The following is an 18,761-nucleotide window of genomic DNA, read 5'->3' as shown; positions in this document are numbered from 1 at the left end:
CAGAGCGGCTGACCGGGGCGCCTCAGCCGGTGCGGTCGAGCGATGTGCCACGTCCGGGCCGGCCGGACCTCACGGCGCCGGTGACGCGCAGCGCTTCGCCCTCACTGGTCCGTCCGGTGAATGCCGAACGAGGCCCCCTGCGGGTCCCGGATCACGGCGATCCGCGGGCCCTGCGGAATGCTCGTGGGCGCCATCAGCAGATCGCCGCCGGCTCCCTGCGCCGAGGCGGCCGTCGCGTCGACGTCCGTGACGACGAAGTACGGCAGCCAGTGCGGCCGCACCTGCGGCGGGAACGTCTCGTCCATCGTCAGCACGCCGCCGAAGTCCGCGCCGTCGATGCCCCACTGCGGGTACGTCTCCGACGCGCTGACCGTCCAGCCGAGGACGGCGGGGTAGAAGGCGAGCGCCGGTGCGGCCTCACGGGTGACGAGCTCGGCCCAGCCCAGTGTGCCCGCGTCGTTGAACAGGTCGGCGCCCGCGAACGCGCGGCCCTGCCACAGCGAGAACACCGCGCCTGACGGGTCCGCGGCCACGGCGAACCTGCCCTGGTCGAAGATGTCCATCGGGCCGACCAGCAGCGAACCGCCCGCCGCTGTCACCTTCCCGGCCGAGGCGTCCGCGTCCTCGGTGGCGAAGGAGACCGTCCAGGCCGGCGGCTGCCCGGGCTGGTAGACGGGGCTGAGCGCGGCGACGCGGGCATCGCCGAGGTGCGCCGTGGTGTAGCCGCCCGCCTCCTCGCGCGGATCGGTCTCGCACCGCCAGCCGAAGAGCGTCGCGTAGAACGACGTGGCCGCCTGGACGTCGGAAGTGCTCAGCTCGATCCAGCAGGGACCACCGGGCACTGGTGCGGTGAGCCTCATTCGATTCCTCCGTCTGTATGTCGGTCTGTGCGACTCTCCTGCCTGTGTGAACGCTATGGCCGGGCGTGGCGGCGGGCCATCGGTGCGGAGATCCCGATCGAAGTGTTTTATATGTGTAATACCTGCTAACGTATTTAAGTGAGCGATACAACTACGCGGCCCCGTCGGCAGCCCTCCGTCCGCAGACTCCCCCTGGCGGCCCCGCTGCGCCTGGCCCGGCCCTCGGACATGTGGCTCAAACCGGCGTCCAGCGTGGTCGTGGCCACGGCGATACCCAACCTGGTGCTGTTCTCCATCGACCGCCTCGACCTCGTGATGTACACGATGGCCGGCTCGCTCTGCGCGCTGTACGGCCACAGCCTGCCGTACGCGCGACGCGCCCGGACCGTCGTCGCGGTCGTCCTCGGGATGCTCGCCGGCCTGGCGGTATCCCTGGTCACGGCATCGCTGACCGATTCGACCGCCGTCCTGATCGCCGTCGGCGCACTCCTGGCAGCCGGGCAGAAGCTGCTCTGCGACGCCACCCGGATCGGGCCGCCCGGACCGCTGATCTTCACATTCGTCAGCTCCGCCGCCCTGTTCTCCCCGCAGCAGCTCGGCCAGGTGCCCGGTCACCTCGCCCTGACCCTCGGTGCGGGCGCGGTCTCCTGGCTGGTCACCGTCGCCGGTCCCGCGCTGATCCGCCGTGAAGGGCCCGAGCGCCACGCGACGGCCCGCGCCCTGAACGCCGCCGCGGCCTACGCCGCCGAGCCCGGTCACCGCACCCGGCGCGCCGCGGTCGCCGCCGTGCACGCGGCGTGGCAGACCCTCCTCGCCGCCGGACGCCCCACCCCCGTACGCCGCGCCCTGGAACGCCTCGTCGTACACGCGGAGGCCGCACTCTCCGCGGGCGCACCGGCCGCGGACGGGGGAGCTCCCGCCGCCGACCCCGCGGTACTGCGTGACTGGGCCGCGCGGACCCGGGCCCGCGGACCGGTGCCGACCCCGCCGGCCGCCCCCGGAACGGCCGCCGAACTCTTCGGCATCGACGCCGAACGCGCGGTCCTGCGCCCCACCGCCCCCGGTCAGGCGCGCCGCGCACTGCTGCGCCGCCTGGGCCCCGGGTCCCCGCTGCTGCCGATCGCCGCACGCGCCCTGATCGGCTGCGCCCTGGCCGGCTACGTCTCGTCGGCCGCCGGCGTCGGGCGCCCCTACTGGGCGATCGTCACCGCGGCCTCCCTCTACCAGGCCAACGTCACGCTCTCCTGGAACCGGACCCTCCAGCGCACCCTCGGCAACCTCATCGGCGTCCTGGTCTTCGCCGCCGTCCTCCCGGTGACCCGGACCGGCCCGCTGGCTCTGATCGGCTGCTGCCTCTTCTTCAGCTTCGCCGCCGAGGCCCTGATCACCCGCAACTACTGGCTCGGCTCCGTCGCCGTCACCCCGATGGCCCTGCTGGTCCTGGAGTACGCCGGAAGCCACCCGGCCGGTGAACTCATCGGCGACCGGGTCCTGGACACCGTCATCGGCGCCGCCGTCGGATTCCTCGCCGCGATGCTCGTCACCAACCGCCGGGCCACCGGCCGGGTGGAGAGCGCACTCGCGGCCGCCGAACTGGCCCGCGCCCACGCCGTGCAGACCCTCGCGGCTCCCGGCCCCGCCCCCACCGCCCTCGAAGCCGCCCGCCGCAGGCTCACCGCATCCCTGGTCGAGCTGCGCGAGGCGGACGACACGGCGGCCGGCGAATGGTGGCAGCGCGACCTGCCCCAGGAGGAGGTACTCGCAGCCGAGCAGGCCGGACACCGTACGCTCGCGGCGACAGCAATACGGCAGGGGCTGATCGCCCCGGCCCCGGAGAACGGAGCGGTGTGACCGACGACATCGTCGCCTCGGTGGTACGGCAGTGGCGGGCAGTGAACCCGGACCTCGACACCGGACCCATGGAGCTCATCGGCCGGATCAACCGCTGCGCCGCCCTGCTTCAGCAGGCCGAGGACGCCCCGCTGCGGGCGGCCGGACTGACCCGCGCCGAGTTCGACCTGCTCGGTGCCGTGCGCCGTACCGACCGTGAACTCACCCCCGGCGAACTGGCCAGGGAGACGTTCTCCTCCGGAGCGGCCGTGACCAAGCGCCTGCGGGTCCTCCAGGAGCGCGGCCTCACCGACCGCCGCAGCGACGACCGGGACCGCCGGGTCGCGCACGTCCGGCTCACCGACGAGGGGCGGGAGCTCGTCGACGGACTGCTGCCGCAGCAGCTGGCGTACGAACGCGCGGTGCTCTCCGGTCTCGACGCGGAGTCCCGCGACCGGCTCAGTGCCCAGCTCAGCGAGCTGCTGGTCCAGTTGGAGGGACGCATCGGCGGCGCCCGCCGCTGACCGTCCGAAGCGCGGCCGCCCCGCCGCCGGCTTCGTCAGGAGCCGTGCGGCACCGGCGGCCGCCCGGCCACGGACAGCAGCGCGGCGGACCGCCGCAGCTCCTCGGCGCGGCGCACCAGTGCGGCATCGTCACCGCGGTCGGCGGGCGCGCAGGCCATCAGCGCGAGCCGGTCCCGCCAGCTGGAACCCGTCAGCGGTACGGCGACCGTGTTCATGCCCGGCGCCGACTCGCCGCGGCTGAGGGCGTATCCGCACGCGCGGATCTCCGCCAGTTCGTCGAGCAGCGCCGACCGCGAGCCGGCCGGGTGCGGGGTGTCCTCGTCCAGCCGCTCCTGCGGATACAGGGCGCAGACCTGTTCCGTGGTCATCCGGGAGAGCAGCATCCTGCCGCCCGATGTGGCGTGCGCGGGGTGGGTGCGGCCCGGCTCCAGCACCACCCGCACCGGGTGCGGGGACTCGCGGCCGTCGGTGACGACGATCCGGTCGCCGATGAGCGCGGCGCTCTGCACGGTCTCGCCGGTGCGCCGCACCGCGTCGTCGAGTACCGCACCGACCTGTTCGCGGACATCGGTGCCGAATCCGGCGGGGCGGCCCAGCCGCACGAGTTCGGGGCCGGGGGAGTAGCCGCGGCCGGAGGAGTCCCTGATCGCGAAACCGCGCCCCTCCAGTGTGCTGAGCACGCGGTGGGCGGTGGAGCGGCCGACCGAGAGCCTCACGGCCGCCTCGGAGACGGTGAGCGAGTCATGCGTGAGGAACAGCCGCATCAGCCGCAGTCCGGTGTCGAGTGACTCGATGGTGTAGTCCCGCGTCGTCCCCATGAGATGCCCGTTCCCCTGTTCGTTCGTACGGCGACCGTGCGCTCCACTCGCGTGTCGGTCATGAATCTGTTCCTTTCGATCCAGTTCGATCACATGTGCCCCTGTCCCGTGGTCCGGTACGGAATGGCTCACCCAGGAGAGGATGCGCTCGCCGACTTGCCCATTCACCTTACGTTTGCCGGGTGTTGAGGTCTCTCCAGGGTTGCGGGATGGGAAGTCCGTCCCGCAGTGCGGGACGTGGGGGAGTGATTCTCCCGAAACCTTCCACACCGTCACTCCCTGCGCACGCTCGGAGGCGGTGTGTGTAAAACCCGCGAGTGTATTACCGCTGGAGTGCTCGCGCAGGGGGTTGGGTGAATGTGCCGAAGCACTGTTTCGATCTGACTAAGCTCACGCGCAGTGAAGTCGAGTTGATATGAATTCGAGCGCTTGTTCCCAACTACCCTGTAAGCGCGTATACCTCCCGAGTCAACCGCCAGAGGTTTTAGATGGTTCGTGTTGAATCACCGCCGATCGACCGAGAAACACCCGTCGTCCGCGCCGTGTTGCTGCCCGTTGTCGTGATGGCGGGCGCGACTGCCGCCGCCGTCGCACTGGTTGCCGAGGCCGCGCGGATGCCAGTCGTCTGGTGCGGCGCCTTCGCCACCGTCGTGGTCGCCGCGCTCACCGCCGAACTCGCTCGCCGCGGACGTACGATCCGCCGGCAGCGCGCCGAGTACGAGCACCGCTGCACCGGCCTGGAGCGGCGTCTCGCCAGCCACGACGAAGAGACCGTACGGATCAGCAAGGAGCTCCTTCCCGCCGCGATCCACCGGCTGCGGGTGGGTAACTCCCCCGACGAGGTGCTGCGCGACGTCGTGGACGCCGACCCGGTCTACCGGCACCTCCCCGACGCCCAGCGCTCCCTCGTCTACACGGTGCTGGACATCATCGACAACGAGGAGGCGACGCGTGACTCCGCGCAGCGCGCCTTCGTCAACGTCGCCCGCCGCGTCCAGGCGATCGTCCACCGGCAGGCCAGTGAACTGCGGGAGATGGAGGAGCATCACGGGCGCAACCCCGACGTCTTCGACGACCTGCTCCGCATCGACCACGGCACCGCCCTGATCGGACGGCTCGCCGACTCCATCGCCGTCCTCGGCGGCGCCCGTCCCAGCCGCCAGTGGCCCAAGCCCGTACCGCTGTTCAGCGTGCTGCGCGGTGCCATGTCACGGATCCTGGAGTACCCGCGCGTCGATCTGCACTCGATCGCCAAGGTCGCCGTCGTCGGCACCGCGGTCGAACCGCTCATCCACGCCTGCGCCGAACTGCTCGACAACGCCACCCGGTACTCGCCGCCGCAGACCCGCGTGCACGTCACCGCCGTCGAGGTGCAGACCGGCATCGCCATCGAGATCGAGGACGGCGGCGTCAGCCTCAGCGAGGAGGCCCGCGCCCGGGCCGAGAACATGCTCGCCAGGGCCCAGGCCGGCTCCAGCATGAACGACCTCGGCGAGTCCCCGCGGCTCGGCATGGCGGTCGTCGGCCGGCTGTCGCGCATGTACGACCTGCAGGTCTCGCTGCGGCAGTCCGCGTACGGCGGCGTCCGCGCGGTGCTCATCGTGCCCCGCTCCATGATCACCACCGGTCCCGCTCCCGGTATCGCCCACGGCATCGGCGCCACATCGCGGCCCACCAGCGATATCGACCTCGCGGACATGAAGCACGTCGTCCCGGCACGCAGCACCCACCGCAAGCCCAGCCCCCTGGGCGCCCGTTCGGCCACCGGCCCGGTGGCACCCGCCACCCGGCCCGCAATCCCCGCCACCCCGGCCGTAGCCATGGAGGACGAACTCCCCGTGGTGACGGAGTGGACCGCGGGCGGACTCCCGCAACGACGCAGCCGCGGCCGCGCACCACTGGGTTCCCACAACCTCCCCGCGCAGCCCGCGGATCCCACCGCGGGCCGGACCAACGGCCACGGAAACGGCCATGAGAACGGCAAGGAACCGCCTCCCGGGATCTGGCTGGAGGCGTTCACCAAGGCGGCCAACGGCGTTCCCCGGGAGCCCAGGCCCGACGAAGACTCCGATGACGCGTGGGACAAGGGAGACCTGAAGTGATCCAGCAACGGGGAAACATGGACTGGATGCTCAAAGAGCTGGCCGACGACGTTCCGGACATCCACCAGATCGTGGTGCTCTCCGCGGACGGCCTGCGCATCGCCCGGCACGGCGGCGACCCCGATGTCGCCGACCGGCTCGCGGCGGCCTGCGCCGGACTGCAGAGCCTGGCCGCGGCCGTCGCCTCGGAAATCCCGTACAGCGACGGACGGATGCGGCTGGTCGTCATCGAGGTCACCGGCGGATTCTTCTACCTGATGGCCGCGGGGACCGGTGCGTATCTCGCCGTGCTCGCCGGTGAGACGGTGGACGCGGGCCTGGTCGGATCGCGGATGCGCGACATGGTCGTACGGATCGGCGCCCATCTGACGAGCCCGCCCCGGCACGACGGGCAGGCCGGATGAGTTCTATCCGACGAGAACGCCGCACGGTCGATCCGGAGCTGAGCGATCCGGAACGGCTCTACGTGATCACCGGCGATCCCGACGGCAGCGAGCGGGCAGCACTCGACCTGGTCACGATGGTGGTCTCGAAGTCACAACCGACACCGACGGTCCAGCCCGAGCAGGCCGTGATCCTGCGACTCTGTCAGGCCCCGTTGTCCGTCGCCGAGATCTCCGCCTACCTCAGCCTGCCGTTCAGCGTGGTGACCTCGCTCCTCACCGAGCTCCTCGCGACCGAACTGATCGAATCGCGAGCGCCGATCATCCGCGCAACCCTCCCGGACAGGTCCCTCCTCGAAGCGGTGATGCATGGACTTCAGAAACTCTGACACGATCACGGGCCCCCGGAGCGAGGACGTCCTTCCCACCACGGCCACCGCCGCGGTGAAGGTCGTGATCGTCGGCGGGTTCGGGGTCGGCAAGACGACGATGGTCGGATCGGTCAGCGAGATCCGGCCGCTGACCACCGAAGAGACCATGACCCAGGCCGGCGTCGGCGTGGACGACAACTTCGGCGTGGAGAGCAAGACCGCCACCACGGTCGCCATGGACTTCGGCCGGATCAGCATCAGTGAGGAGCTGATCCTCTATCTGTTCGGCACCCCCGGCCAGGAACGCTTCTGGTTCCTGTGGAACGGCCTGTTCGAGGGAGCACTCGGCGCCGTCGTCCTCATCGACACCCGCCGGCTGGAGGTCAGCTTCGACGTCATCGGACGGCTGGAGGAACGCGGCGTGCCGTTCGTCGTCGCCGTCAACACCTTCCCCGACGGGCCGAAGCACCCCGTCGAGGCCCTGCGCAGCGCCCTGGACCTGCCGGACGAGGTCCCGATGATCGACTGCGACGCCCGGCTGCGCGTCTCCAGCCGCGATGTGCTGATGACCTTGATGCGGTATCTGCACAGTGCGGCGGTCCCGCGCGGCTGACCTTCCCCGAACGCGTCCCGCGCCCCCGTTCCACGCGCCCCCACCGCGTGCCCCATTCGTCCGGCCCTTGCGAGCCTGATCCCTGGAGCGATCGTGACAACCCCATTCCACTACGAGCCCGGAGCGGCCACTGGGCCGGTTCCGCCCCCCGAGTGCCCGGCCCACGGCCTCGGCATCGGCCCCGGCGGCCTGCGACGGTTCTACGGCCCCGAGGCCGAGCAGGACCCGCACGGCCTGTACGACAAGCTGCGCGCCGAGCACGGCTCGGTGGCGCCCGTGCTGCTGCACGGCGACGTGCCGGCCTGGCTGGTCCTCGGGCACAGCGAGAACCTGCACATGACCCGTACCCCCTCGCAGTTCTCCCGTGACTCCCGCCGCTGGCGGGCCCTGCAGGACGGCAGCGTGGCGCCGGACCACCCGCTGGCCCCGATCTTCACCTGGCAGCCGATCTGCGTCTTCGCCGACGGCGCGACCCACGAGCGCCAGCGCGGCGCCGTCACCGACTCCATGGGCCGGATCGACACCCGCGGCGTCCGCCGTCACGTCAACCGCTACAGCAACAGGCTCGTCAACGACTTCTGCCGGGAGGGCCGCACCGACCTGGTCGGTGACTTCGCCGAGCGGCTGCCGATGATGGTGATGTGCGCGATCCTCGGCATGCCCGAGGAGTACAACGACCGGATGGTGCAGGCCGCCCGGGACATGACCCGGGGCACCGCCACCGCCGTCCAGAGCAACGCCTATGTGCTCGCCGCGCTGAGCCGTCTCGTCGAACGGCGCCGTCGCGAACCCGCGGACGACTTCGCCACCTGGCTCGTCGAGCACCCCGCGGACATGAACGACCAGGAGGTCGCCGAACATCTGCGGCTCATCCTGATCGCCTCCTACGAAGCGACCACCAACCTGATCGCCAGCGTGCTCCGCATGGTGCTCACCGACCCGCGGTTCCGGGCCAGGCTCAGCGGCGGTCACATGACCGTCCCGGAGGCGGTCGAGCAGACCCTCTGGGACGAGCCGCCGTTCACCGCGGTCTTCGGCCGCTGGGCGGTCGGCGACACCGAGCTGGGCGGGCAGCGCATCAAGGCGGGCGACGCGATGATCGTCGGCATCGCCCCGGCCAACACCGACCCGGTGGTACGGCCCGACCTCGGCGCCAACATGGAGGGCAACCGCGCCCACCTCGCGTTCAGCGGCGGACCGCACGAATGCCCGGGGCAGGACATCGGGCGGGCCATCGCCGACGTCGGTGTCGAGGCGCTGCTGATGCGGCTGCCCGACCTCGAACTCGCCGTCGACGACAGCGAGCTCCAGTGGGTCGGTAACATCTTGGGCCGTCATTTGGTGACCATGCCCGCCGAGTTCGCGGCGCGCTCCCCGCAGGACGACAGGGAACCGCCGTCCATGGGCAAGCCGAACCCGACCCGCCAGGACTGGGAGGTGCAGTCGGCGGTCCGCCACACGGCGCCCATCCCGGTGCGCGCCCCCGTACCGTCGGAACCGGCCCCCGCGTCGGCGGACGGCGGCCCGACGGGAGCGACCGCCGCGGCCGACGGCTCGGCGGCAGCACCCGGCGAGGCGACGGCGGGCCTGATCCCGCAGCAACGCCGGCCGGCCCCGGCCCGGCTGTGGCGCGTCGTGGCCCGCTGGTGGAACGGCTGCTGACCGGCTGCGGATGACGACGACGGCTCGGTGGCAGGGGACCGGTATCCCCTGCCACCGGGCCGTCGTCCGTCCGCCTTCCGCCCGGCGGCAGTACCGGCCCGTCGCGGGGAGCCGTGCGCGGTGCCCCACGTACCATGCGGAAGCGTGAAGCTGACAATTCTGGGTGGCGGCGGGTTCCGGGTTCCTCTGGTGTACGGGGCGCTGCTCGCCGACCACGCCGAGGGGCGGGTCTCCGCGGTCACCCTCTACGACACCGACGCCGACCGGCTCACCGCTGTCGCCCGGGTGCTCACCGAGCAGGCCGAAGGCATCGTGGACGCGCCGGCCGTCGTCGCCACCAACGAGCTCGACGAGGCTTTGCGCGGCGCCGACTTCGTCTTCTCGGCGATCCGGGTCGGCGGGCTCGCGGGCCGGGCCGCCGACGAACGGGTGGCCCTCGACGAAGGCGTGCTCGGCCAGGAGACCGTCGGCGCGGGCGGAATCGCCTACGGTCTGCGCACCGTGCCGGTCGCGGTCGACCTGGCCCGGCGCATCGCCCGGCTCGCCCCGCACGCCTGGGTCATCAACTTCACCAACCCCGCCGGCCTGGTCACCGAGGCCATGTCCCGGCACCTCGGCGACCGCGTCATCGGCATCTGCGACTCGCCGGTCGGCCTCGGCCGCCGGATCGCCCGGGTGCTCGGCGTGGACCCCGACCGGGCCCGGGTCGACTACGTCGGCCTCAACCACCTCGGCTGGGTGCGCGGGCTGTACGTCGAGGGCCGGGACGAACTGCCGCGTCTGTTGGCCGACCCGGAGCTGCTCGGCTCGTTCGAGGAGGGCAGGCTCTTCGGCGCAGACTGGCTGCGGTCCCTGGGCGCGATTCCCAACGAGTACCTGCACTACTACTACTTCAACCGCGAGGCGGTCCGCGCCTACCAGGAGGCGGAGCAGACCCGGGGAGCCTTCCTCCGCGAACAGCAGGAGGGCTTCTACGGCCGGATGAAGAACCCGGACACTCCCGCGCTGGCCACCTGGGACCGCACCCGCGCGGAGCGCGAGGCGACCTACATGTCGGAGAACCGGGATGTCGCGGGGGCCGGTGAGCGCGACGAGAGCGATCTCGACTCCGGCGGTTACGAGCAGGTCGCGCTGGCCCTCATGCGGGCCGTCGCCCGGAACGAACGGACCTCCCTGATCCTCAACGTCCGCAACCGCACCACCCTTTCGATGCTCGACGCGGACGCCGTCATCGAGGTGCCGTGCCTCGTGGACGCGAACGGCGCCCAACCGGTCGCCGTCGACCCGCTCCCGTATCACGCCGTCGGCCTGGTCACCTCGGTGAAGGCCGTCGAACGCGCGGTACTGGACGCGGCGGCGAGCGGTTCACGCGCCGACGCCGTCCGGGCGTTCGCCCTGCACCCACTGGTCGACTCGGTCTCGGTCGCCCGTCGACTGGTCGACGGCTACACCGGGGTGCACCCGGGTCTTTCCTATCTGACGTAGCGCCGCTCACGGGAGATGCGTCCGGGCCGCCGCCGCGGGGCTGTTGGGCCGCCGCGGGGCGGCCGTCCGGTCCGGGATCCGTGCCGGGTCAGAGGCCCTCGGCTGCCAGGAGTTCGCTGCTGACCAGGAGATGGAGCTGCGCCGCCGGCCAGGCACCGGTCCGGGGGTCACCGCCCGGCGAGCCACCGGCCGACGGGGTGTCACTCCGCGCGGTGGGTGCGAGGCCGCCACCGTGCTCCAGCGCGTGCAGTACGGCGCGCAGCAGGGCCGACGCACGCGTCAGCCCGGTCCGCGACAGGACGTCACCGTGCGCGGCCTCGACCTGTGGGGCACCTCGCTGCGCACCGGCAAGGACAGCACCGGCGTCCTCGTCGAGGACCTGAACGCCCGTTACGTCTCCGAGTACTCGACGCTCCCGATGCCCGCCGACGACGAACTCGCCATCGAACCGGGCGAGGGCCACATCGTCGTCTCCCGGATCCTGGACTCCGGTGTCCAGCTCCTGGGCACCGGAAACCCCCTGCGTGACAGCGAGATCGGCTACTCCGCCGGCACCGGCGTCCTGGTGCGCGGCAGCGGCAACACGGTCACCAACACCTACATCCACGACATCGGCTGGATGGGCAGCTACACCCCCGGCATCGAGATCAACGGCAGCGACCACACGGTCACCCACAACACCGTCCGCCGCACCGGGCGGGGCAGCATCGACGTGTCGTGGCAGCTCAACAGAGTGCCGTTCCACAACAACGAGATCGCCTACAACGACCTCTCCGAGGCGATGCGGACCTCCCGCGACGGCAGCCCGTTCTACGTCTGCTGCAACCTGGACGCGACCGGCACCAGTGTGGACCACAACATCGTCCACGACGACGACGGCCAGGTCGGCTACTACATCGACAACTCCTCCGGGAACTTCCTGCAAGCCGGTCGCCGAGGTGAGCGGCCGTTCCTTCACCCAGGAGGCCGTCTTCGCGCCCGCCACCGTCCGCTGTCTGCGGATCACCCTCACCGCACCCGGCGACACCGAATGGGGTGTGAACGAGATCCGTCTCTACGCGGACGGGCCGGACGCCGCCGGGACGCTCCAGGCCGAACTGGCCACCGACGTCCTGGGCACCACCCGGGGCGATGCCGCCACCGGGCTGCTGGGCTCAGGTGACCGCTTCGGCTTCCGCAGGGTCCAGTTCGGTGCGGGCGCGGACCGGATGACCGTCCGCGTCGCGGCGCCGGGCCGGGGCGTGACCGGTGCGCTCCAGGTGCGGCTGGACAGCCCGAAGGGCCGGATCGTGGGTGTGCTGCCGGTGCAGGCGACCGGCGGCGCCGACACCTGGCAGGAGCAGTCGGCGAAGCTGCCGCACACCGTCACCGGTTCGCACGACGTGTACGTCGTCGCCGCAGGCGGCGCGAGGACCGCGGCCGTCGACTGGCTGACGTTTGGCAGGTGAGTACGCGGGTGGGGGCCGGGACCTCGTCCGATGCCCCGGCCCCCACCCGCACGTCCGTACCCCGGTCAGGGGGCGGAGGGAACACGCGTGCCACCGGTGGAAGCCCAGGAGGGCGTCACGCCGGTCACCTGGCAGACCATCAGGTAGAGCGGGATGGGTGGCGTGTAGGGCGTACGGCTGTCGGGCTGGTGGATCAGCCGGGGCCGGACCGCGGGGACGCAGGCCCCTCGTGCGTAGGCGGCCTGCGCGGGCCAGTCCAGATCGAGGTCGGAGCCCGACGGGACGATCCACCACCAGCGCTCCCCGTCGTCGAAGACGCAGCCGGTGCGCGGCAGATGAGACATCAGCCGGAAGCCGTACCGCGCCGGCACCCCCACCGCGTCGCAGCCCAGGGTCGCCGAAAGGGCAGAAGGAAGCGGCAGTTGCACGCGGCCGCCGCCGGGGCGGCCCAGCTCACGGGGGCGGCGGGTTCCGAGGAGATGGGACATGGCGTTCTTCAGCATGAGTGCTCCGAGCCGTGCGGCAGTTCTGCCCAGACGATGCGGCCCGAGCCGCCCCCGGCGTCGCGGGACCCCCAGGAGCTGCACATCGCGTCGACGAGCAGCAGGCCGCGTCCGTGCTCGTCATCGGCGCCGCGGCCCAGCCGCGGCCCGCCGGGCTGGTGTCCTTGGTCCTGTACGGCTATGCGCAGCCGCTGATCGAGGCAGCGCAGCTCGCACACGACGCGAGAGCTGGCGGTGTGCACCACCGCGTTGGTGACCAGTTCGGACACGATGAGGATCGCCGCGTCGTGTGCGTCGCCGTCCAGCCGCCACTCGTCCAGCCGGGCCCGGGTCAGCTGCCGGGCACCGGCCACCGACTCCGGGCGCGCGGGCAGCGCGAAGCAGTACCGGAGCGCTTCCGTCCCGGGGCAGAGGTCCATGAGCCGGGGGATGAGCGCACTGCCAGGTGCCACGACCGAATCCTCACAGTGGGGGCTGCGTCACGCATCGCGATCCTCTGTCAAAGGGGGCGATGGTGACTAGTGAACTGGTTCACTCGCCAACTCTCCCCCTGTCGTGAACACTTGGCAAGGGGCACTCTGAAATTTCCAGAGTGGCTGTGTCTTTGATGGCACGCGCATGGCACACTGCTGGCAAACAGCGCATGGGGAGGTCTGAAGTGAGTGAACCGCGGTCCGCCCCGACCGTGGGTCAGGTCGTTCTCGGCAAGCGCCTGCAGGATCTGCGGGAACGGGTCGGCCTGAGCCGGGACCAGGCTGCCAAGGTGCTGCGCGTCGCGCCCGCGACGATACGCAGGCTGGAGACCGCCGAGGTCGCTCTCAAGATCGCCTATGTGCAACTCCTCCTGAAGGCCTACGGGATCTCCGAGGAGGAGGCCGACGCCTTCGTCGTCCTCGCCGAGGAGGCCAACAAGCCGGGCTGGTGGCAGCGGTTCCACGACGTGCTGCCCGACTGGTTCAGCATGTACGTCAGCCTGGAGGGCGCCGCGAGCCTGCTGCGCATGTACGAGCCGCACTTCGTCCCCGGACTGCTGCAGACCGAGGACTACGCGCGCTCGGTGATGCGTACCGGAGCGGTCGGCCAGACCAGGCCGGAGGACATCGAGCGCCATGTGGCACTGCGGATGCAGCGCCAGTCCCTGCTCACCCGGCCGGACGCCCCGCGGCTGTGGGTCGTGATGGACGAGACGGTGCTGCGCCGCCCGGTGGGCAGCCCGCAGGCCATGCGCGCCCAGATCGACCAGTTGCTCGAAGCGACCGCGATGCCCCATGTGACCCTCCAGATCGCGGAGTTCTCGACCGGCCATCACCCGGGCACCTACGGGCCGTTCGTACTCTTCCGGTTCGGCGTCCCCGAGCTCCCCGACATGGTCTACAGCGAGTACCTGACCGGGGCCGTCTACTTCGACGCACGCCCCGAGGTGGCCTCCTACCTCGAGGTCATGGACCGCATGGCGGCCCAGGCCGCGACTGCACAACGCACGAAGGAAATCCTCCGGGACTTCCGCAAGGAGCTGTGATGACACCCATATACAACGGCATGCCGGCCGCCGAACTCGGCTCCGAGGGCTGGTACAAGCCGTGGAGCGGCGGCAACGGCGGCAATTGTGTGGAGGCCATGAAGCTGTCCGACGGAAGAATCGCCATGCGTCAGTCCGCGGACCCGGACGGCCCCGCCCTGATCTACAGCCACCGCGAGATCGCCGCCTTCATCCAGGGAGCCAAGGCCGGTCAGGCGGACTTCCTGCTGACCTGACCCGGCGGCGGTCCGGGGCCCGGCCCGCCGCTCACCCTCTTCGTTCTCTCTGCCGCCGTCCCACGGACCCAAGGAGCGCGCCATGACCGGACACGAGCCCCCCGCCATCGAGATCGACACCAGCAAGCCGCACCCCGCGCGGATGTACGACTGGTTCCTCGGCGGCAAGGACAACTATCCGGTCGACGAGCAGATGGCCCGGCAACTGCTGGCCCTGGACTCCCGGGGCCGCGACATGGCACGGGTCAACCGGGCGTTCATGCACCGCGCCACCCGGTGGCTCGTGGAGAACGGCATCCGGCAGTTCCTCGACATCGGCACCGGCATACCCACCGAGCCCAACCTCCACCAGATCGCCCAGCGGACCGCGCCGGACGCCCGGGTCGTCTACTGCGACAACGACCCCATCGTCCTCGCACACGCGGCGGCACTGCTGCGCTCCACCCCGGAAGGCGCCACCGAGTACATCCAGGCCGACGCCCGCAGGCCCGAGGCCATCCTGGAGGCGGCCGGCCGGGTCCTCGACTTCGACAGGCCGATCGCCCTCTCGCTGCTGGCCCTGCTGCACTTCCTGGACGACGAGGACGGCGCCGCCGAGCTGGTGGACCGCCTGGTCGACCAGCTCGCGCCCGGCAGCTACCTGATCCTCTCGCACACCACGGGCGACTTCGACCCGGACGGCGCGGCCCAGGCGGCCGCCCTGTACAAGGCCCGCGGCATGACCCTGCGCCTGCGCACCCACGCCGAACTCACCGTCTTCTTCCACGGCCTCGACCTCATCGCCCCCGGGGTCTCCCTCGCCGCCGACTGGCATCCGGAGCTCGGCGAGGTCGTCGATGTCCCGGGCGACGAACCGATCCCGGGGTACGCGGGCGTGGCCCGCAAGCTCTGAGGGCGGCCCGCCGGGACGGCAATGCGCCGCCGCAGGCCACAATGGACCCATGTCCCGACGCACCTCACGCCCCCGGCGCCCGTCCGCCGCGAGCGCCCGCACCGCTTCCGCGGCCGAGATCACCGCAGCATCGCCGTGTCCGTGCGGGCTGCCCGCCGAGTACGGCGCGTGCTGCGGAAAGCTGCACGCCGGGGCCGCCGCGCCGACCTGTGAGGCGCTGATGCGCTCGCGGTACGCCGCCTTCGCCGTCCGGGACGCCGCGTATCTTCTGCGCACCTGGCACCCCGGCACCCGGCCCGCCGTCCTCGACCTCGATCCGGGGGTGCGCTGGGAGCGTCTGGAGATCCTGGGGACGACCGAGGGCAGCGCCTTCCACACCACGGGCACCGTCACCTTCCGGGCCCACTTCAAGGACAACGGCCGCGCCGACTCGCTCCACGAGAAGAGCCGCTTCGTCCGGCACGAGGGCGCCTGGGTCTACGAGTCGGCGGTCTTCGCCGACTGACCGCCCGGCTCAGACCGGCGCGCCGGCCGGGGCCGCCGGGGACAGCTCCTGCGTGAGGTCCTCCGCCAGCAGCCGCTTGGCGATGACGTCGACCGCGGCACGCAGGCGCGCGTCGTCCGGGCGCTCGCCGTCCTGCCCCAGCTGTTCGTTGAGCCACGTCGCCCAGGCGTTCGTGATGGTCGCTGCCTCCCTGCTCCCGGCCTCGGTGTGCGCGAACAGGTGACCGTCCCCGGTGAGGTAGCCCTCCTCGATCATCCGGTCGAAGACGGGCACCAGTACCTCCGGCGGAATCCGGTGCCGGGCGGCGATCAGCCGGAGCCCCGCGTGGCCGACCATCCGGGTGAACAGCTCGACCTGCATCACCGCCCAGGCCCCCGCCATATCGAGCCGGGTGTCCGATTCGGCGATGATCCGCCGGGCCGTGTCCGGGTCGACCCGGCGCAGGAGCTTGGCCACCGAGAATTCGAGCAGCCGGGCCGAGTCCCCGGCGCTCGGTGAGGCGAAGCCCTCGCCCATGTCGGTCGAGCCGGCCCGCACCGTGTCGCGCAGCTTCACCTCCTTCAGGAACAGCGCCACGACGAATCCGACCAGCGCGACCGGCACCGTCCACAGGAACACCGTGTGCAGGGTGTCGGCGTACGCCTGGGCCAGCGGCGCCGACTGCGCGCCGGGCAGCGAGTGCAGGCCCTCCGGGCTCTGCGACGCCTTCGCCAGCACCGCCGGGTTCCCGCCCGCCCGCGTCGCCGCCGCGATCCCGTCCTTGAGATTGGGGCCGAGCGCGTTGGCGTAGATGGTCCCGAACACCGCGGTGCCGAAAGCGCTGCCGAGCGTCCGGAAGAACGTCACGCCCGAGGTCGCCGTGCCCAGGTCCGCGTAGTCGACGGTGTTCTGCACGGCGATCGTCAGCACCTGCATGGACAGGCCGATGCCGAGCCCGAGCACCAGCATGTACAGCGACTCCAGCCACACCCCGCTGTGCGGGCCCATCCGGGAGAGCAGGTACAGACCGACCGCCATGACCAGCGAGCCCACGATGGGGAAGATCCGGTAGCGGCCGGTCTTGCTGACCACATTGCCGCTGAAGATCGACGCGACCAGCAGGCCGAGGACCATCGGCAGCGTCCGGACGCCCGAAAGGGTCGCCGAGTCCCCGTCCACGTACTGCAGATACGTCGGCAGGAAGATCATCGCGCCGAGCATCGCGAATCCCACGATGAAGCTGAGGATCGAGCAGACCGTGAAGACCGGGTTCCCGAACAGCCGCATCGGCAGCATCGGTTCCTTCGCCCGGAACTCGACGAAGCAGAACATCGCGAGCGCGGCCAGCCCGAGGGCGAACAGGCCGATGATGACGGGCGATCCCCAGGCGTACTGGTTGCCGCCCCAGCTCGTCGCCAGGATCAGCGAGCTCGCCCCGACCGTGACCATCGCGATGCCCAGGTAGTCGATGACCGGGCGTCCCGCCGCCCTGACGGACGGAATGGTGCGGGCCGCGGCGATGACCACCACGATCGCGATCGGCACATTGACGTAGAACGCCCAGCGCCAGGTCAGATGGTCGGTGAAGAGTCCGCCCAGCAAGGGGCCGATGACGGTGGAGATGCCGAACACCGCACCGATCGCACCCTGGTACTTGCCGCGGTCGCGCAGCGGGATCACATCGGCGATCAGCGCCATCGAGGTGACCATCAGCCCGCCCGCGCCGATGCCCTGGAGACCGCGCCACACGATCAGCAGCGTCATGTTCGTCGCGAGGCCGCAGAGGAACGAACCGGTGATGAAGATGATCGCCGAGAGCTGGAAGACGATCTTCCGGCCGAACAGGTCGCCGAACTTCCCGACCAGGACCGTCGCCACCGTCTCCGCGAGCAGGTACGCCGTGACCACCCACGACATATGGGCGGCGCCCCCCAGGTCCGAGACGATCGTGGGCAGCGCCGTACCCACGATCGTCTGGTCCAGCGCGGCCAGCAGAATGCCCAGCACGATCGTGGCGAAGACGATATTGCGGCGGCGCGGATCGAGCAGCGGCGGTGCGGCGGCACTCTGCCCGGCGGGGACGGTCTCGCTGGCAGTGGTCACGCTTGCACCCTCACACCGCGCCCTGCCACCCGCATGCGGTGGAGGGCCGGACGTGTCAGGCCGGCAGATCCCGCAGTGACGCCTTCATCCGGGTCACGAACGCCTCCCGCACCGGTTCTGCCACCCGGTCCAGCGAGAGGTACGGATTGAGGTCCTCCAGCTCGACGAGCAGCAGCTCGCCGTCCGCCGTCCGGCACGCGTCGACCCGCTGGATGCCGTGGTCGAGGGTGTTCCACTCCACGAAGGACCGGGCGAACTCCAGATCCGCCGCACTCGCCCCGTACGGCTCCAGCACCCACCGCCGCTCCGGGTGCGGCGCGTGCAGCGCGTACTGGAAGTCGTGATCGACGAAGTAGAAGGACACCTCGTAGCGGAAGTCGATCCGCGGCTGGATCAGCTGGGTCCCGTCCGTCTCGCAGGACAGCTCGGCGGACAGCTCGGGGGTCCGCACGAAACGCAGCCCCACCGAGTCCGCGCCCAGCTTCGGCTTGATCACATAGCCGTCGGCCCCGGGCAGCAGCCCCAGGTCCGCCACCCGGTCCACGGTGGGGATCACCGGGTACCCGGCGCGGCTCAGATCGACCAGGTACTGCTTGCCGGCCATGTCACCCCGGCCGGTCAGCGGGTTGTAGACCAGTGCGTCCAGTTCCCGGGCCCGTGCGCAGAAGGCGTCGTACGCCTCCTGGTAGTGCAGCACCGGGCCGCTGTTGCGTATGACGGCCATGTCGAAGCCGTCCAGCAGCGCGGCGGCGTCGCGCGGGTGGCAGAGCGCCGTGTCGAAGTCCTCGCGCAGCCGTGAGGTCAGAAAGATGTCCTCGTCGCAGTAGCGGCGCCCGCGGGCCTCGTAGGCGAGGTCGGTGACGAAGAGGACGGACGGGCGCGAGCCGGCGGCCATGGTGTTCCCCCAAGGGGTGTATGAGCGGACGGG

Annotated in this window: 20 protein-coding genes; 14 read left to right on the top strand and 6 right to left on the bottom strand. The window is 71.2% G+C overall.

Translation table 11 applies throughout. The features are described from left to right. Positions 1 to 101: 101 nt before the first annotated feature. The gene (locus OG322_RS03425; protein WP_124285680.1) at positions 102 to 860 is read right to left on the bottom strand and encodes a VOC family protein; all 759 of its coding nucleotides are present in this window, start codon (positions 858 to 860) and stop codon (positions 102 to 104) included. Between the two features lie 138 nt (positions 861 to 998). Here OG322_RS03425 and OG322_RS03420 point away from each other — a divergent pair, with 138 nt between their 5' ends. Both OG322_RS03420 and OG322_RS03415 read left to right on the top strand, forming a co-directional pair. Beyond that, on the top strand, positions 999 to 2,711 hold the full coding sequence (locus OG322_RS03420) for an FUSC family protein (protein ID WP_124285681.1): 1,713 nt from the start codon (positions 999 to 1,001) through the stop codon (positions 2,709 to 2,711). After that, positions 2,708 to 3,214, top strand: a complete 507-nt coding sequence (locus OG322_RS03415) for a MarR family winged helix-turn-helix transcriptional regulator (protein WP_123464309.1) — start codon at positions 2,708 to 2,710, stop codon at positions 3,212 to 3,214. The genes OG322_RS03420 and OG322_RS03415 overlap by 4 nt, the downstream gene beginning before the upstream one ends. A 35-nt stretch (positions 3,215 to 3,249) precedes the next feature. On the opposite strand, the gene OG322_RS03410 is transcribed toward OG322_RS03415, so the two are convergent. Continuing rightward, positions 3,250 to 4,032, bottom strand: a complete 783-nt coding sequence (locus tag OG322_RS03410; protein ID WP_124285682.1) for an IclR family transcriptional regulator — start codon at positions 4,030 to 4,032, stop codon at positions 3,250 to 3,252. A gap of 488 nt (positions 4,033 to 4,520) precedes the next feature. Here OG322_RS03410 and OG322_RS03405 point away from each other — a divergent pair, with 488 nt between their 5' ends. The 8 genes from OG322_RS03405 to OG322_RS03370 all read left to right on the top strand — a co-directional run bounded on the left by OG322_RS03405 (position 4,521) and on the right by OG322_RS03370 (position 12,096). Continuing rightward, positions 4,521 to 6,134: a sensor histidine kinase gene (locus OG322_RS03405; protein WP_123464313.1), complete on the top strand. Its 1,614-nt coding sequence runs from the start codon at positions 4,521 to 4,523 to the stop codon at positions 6,132 to 6,134. Then, positions 6,131 to 6,538 carry a roadblock/LC7 domain-containing protein gene (locus OG322_RS03400; RefSeq protein WP_123464316.1) on the top strand — a complete coding sequence of 136 codons (408 nt, stop codon included), beginning with the start codon at positions 6,131 to 6,133 and terminating at the stop codon, positions 6,536 to 6,538. The genes OG322_RS03405 and OG322_RS03400 overlap by 4 nt, the downstream gene beginning before the upstream one ends. Beyond that, positions 6,535 to 6,906: a DUF742 domain-containing protein gene (locus OG322_RS03395; RefSeq protein WP_123464317.1), complete on the top strand. Its 372-nt coding sequence runs from the start codon at positions 6,535 to 6,537 to the stop codon at positions 6,904 to 6,906. The genes OG322_RS03400 and OG322_RS03395 overlap by 4 nt, the downstream gene beginning before the upstream one ends. Beyond that, entirely contained in the window at positions 6,887 to 7,501 is a 615-nt protein-coding gene (locus tag OG322_RS03390; protein ID WP_329306013.1) for a GTP-binding protein, read from the top strand. Before OG322_RS03395 ends, OG322_RS03390 begins: the two co-directional genes overlap by 20 nt. A 93-nt stretch (positions 7,502 to 7,594) precedes the next feature. Further along, a complete protein-coding gene (locus OG322_RS03385) occupies positions 7,595 to 9,163 on the top strand; it encodes a cytochrome P450 (protein WP_266410616.1) in 1,569 nt (522 codons plus the stop codon). A 144-nt stretch (positions 9,164 to 9,307) separates the two neighbouring features. Next, on the top strand, positions 9,308 to 10,648 hold the full coding sequence (locus OG322_RS03380) for a 6-phospho-beta-glucosidase (protein ID WP_266410614.1): 1,341 nt from the start codon (positions 9,308 to 9,310) through the stop codon (positions 10,646 to 10,648). Positions 10,649 to 10,778: 130 nt separating this feature from the next. Next, positions 10,779 to 11,810 (top strand): right-handed parallel beta-helix repeat-containing protein, encoded by a 1,032-nt coding sequence (locus OG322_RS03375; RefSeq protein ID WP_329306012.1) that lies wholly within the window; start codon positions 10,779 to 10,781, stop codon positions 11,808 to 11,810. Then, complete coding sequence (locus tag OG322_RS03370; protein ID WP_266413062.1) at positions 11,695 to 12,096, top strand: carbohydrate-binding protein; 402 nt, start codon at positions 11,695 to 11,697, stop codon at positions 12,094 to 12,096. Before OG322_RS03375 ends, OG322_RS03370 begins: the two co-directional genes overlap by 116 nt. Positions 12,097 to 12,161: 65 nt before the next feature. Here the strand turns inward: OG322_RS03370 and OG322_RS03365 are convergent, their stop codons facing one another. Then, positions 12,162 to 12,599, bottom strand: a complete 438-nt coding sequence (locus OG322_RS03365; RefSeq protein WP_123464323.1) for a hypothetical protein — start codon at positions 12,597 to 12,599, stop codon at positions 12,162 to 12,164. Further along, the gene (locus tag OG322_RS03360; protein ID WP_124285685.1) at positions 12,593 to 13,051 is read right to left on the bottom strand and encodes an ATP-binding protein; all 459 of its coding nucleotides are present in this window, start codon (positions 13,049 to 13,051) and stop codon (positions 12,593 to 12,595) included. Before OG322_RS03360 ends, OG322_RS03365 begins: the two co-directional genes overlap by 7 nt. 206 nt (positions 13,052 to 13,257) lie before the next feature. Here OG322_RS03360 and OG322_RS03355 point away from each other — a divergent pair, with 206 nt between their 5' ends. From OG322_RS03355 to OG322_RS03340, 4 genes are all read left to right on the top strand, one after another. After that, positions 13,258 to 14,118 (top strand): helix-turn-helix domain-containing protein, encoded by an 861-nt coding sequence (locus OG322_RS03355; protein ID WP_123464327.1) that lies wholly within the window; start codon positions 13,258 to 13,260, stop codon positions 14,116 to 14,118. Next, a complete protein-coding gene (locus OG322_RS03350) occupies positions 14,118 to 14,354 on the top strand; it encodes a DUF397 domain-containing protein (RefSeq protein WP_123464329.1) in 237 nt (78 codons plus the stop codon). The genes OG322_RS03355 and OG322_RS03350 overlap by 1 nt, the downstream gene beginning before the upstream one ends. A gap of 82 nt (positions 14,355 to 14,436) precedes the next feature. Further along, a complete protein-coding gene (locus OG322_RS03345; RefSeq protein WP_123464331.1) occupies positions 14,437 to 15,246 on the top strand; it encodes an SAM-dependent methyltransferase in 810 nt (269 codons plus the stop codon). A gap of 49 nt (positions 15,247 to 15,295) precedes the next feature. Further along, positions 15,296 to 15,751, top strand: a complete 456-nt coding sequence (locus OG322_RS03340; protein WP_124285686.1) for a YchJ family protein — start codon at positions 15,296 to 15,298, stop codon at positions 15,749 to 15,751. Between the two features lie 9 nt (positions 15,752 to 15,760). On the opposite strand, the gene OG322_RS03335 is transcribed toward OG322_RS03340, so the two are convergent. Together OG322_RS03335 and OG322_RS03330 are read right to left on the bottom strand one after the other, a co-directional pair. Beyond that, complete coding sequence (locus tag OG322_RS03335; protein ID WP_123464335.1) at positions 15,761 to 17,833, bottom strand: MDR family MFS transporter; 2,073 nt, start codon at positions 17,831 to 17,833, stop codon at positions 15,761 to 15,763. 55 nt (positions 17,834 to 17,888) lie between these two features. Beyond that, positions 17,889 to 18,728 carry a hypothetical protein gene (locus OG322_RS03330; protein ID WP_124285688.1) on the bottom strand — a complete coding sequence of 280 codons (840 nt, stop codon included), beginning with the start codon at positions 18,726 to 18,728 and terminating at the stop codon, positions 17,889 to 17,891. Positions 18,729 to 18,761: the final 33 nt, after the last annotated feature.

It is taken from the genome of Streptomyces sp. NBC_01260 (genome assembly GCF_036226405.1).
GTDB classification, from domain to species: Bacteria; Actinomycetota; Actinomycetes; order Streptomycetales; family Streptomycetaceae; genus Streptomyces; species Streptomyces laculatispora.
This window is presented reverse-complemented; position numbering and strand designations above follow the sequence as displayed.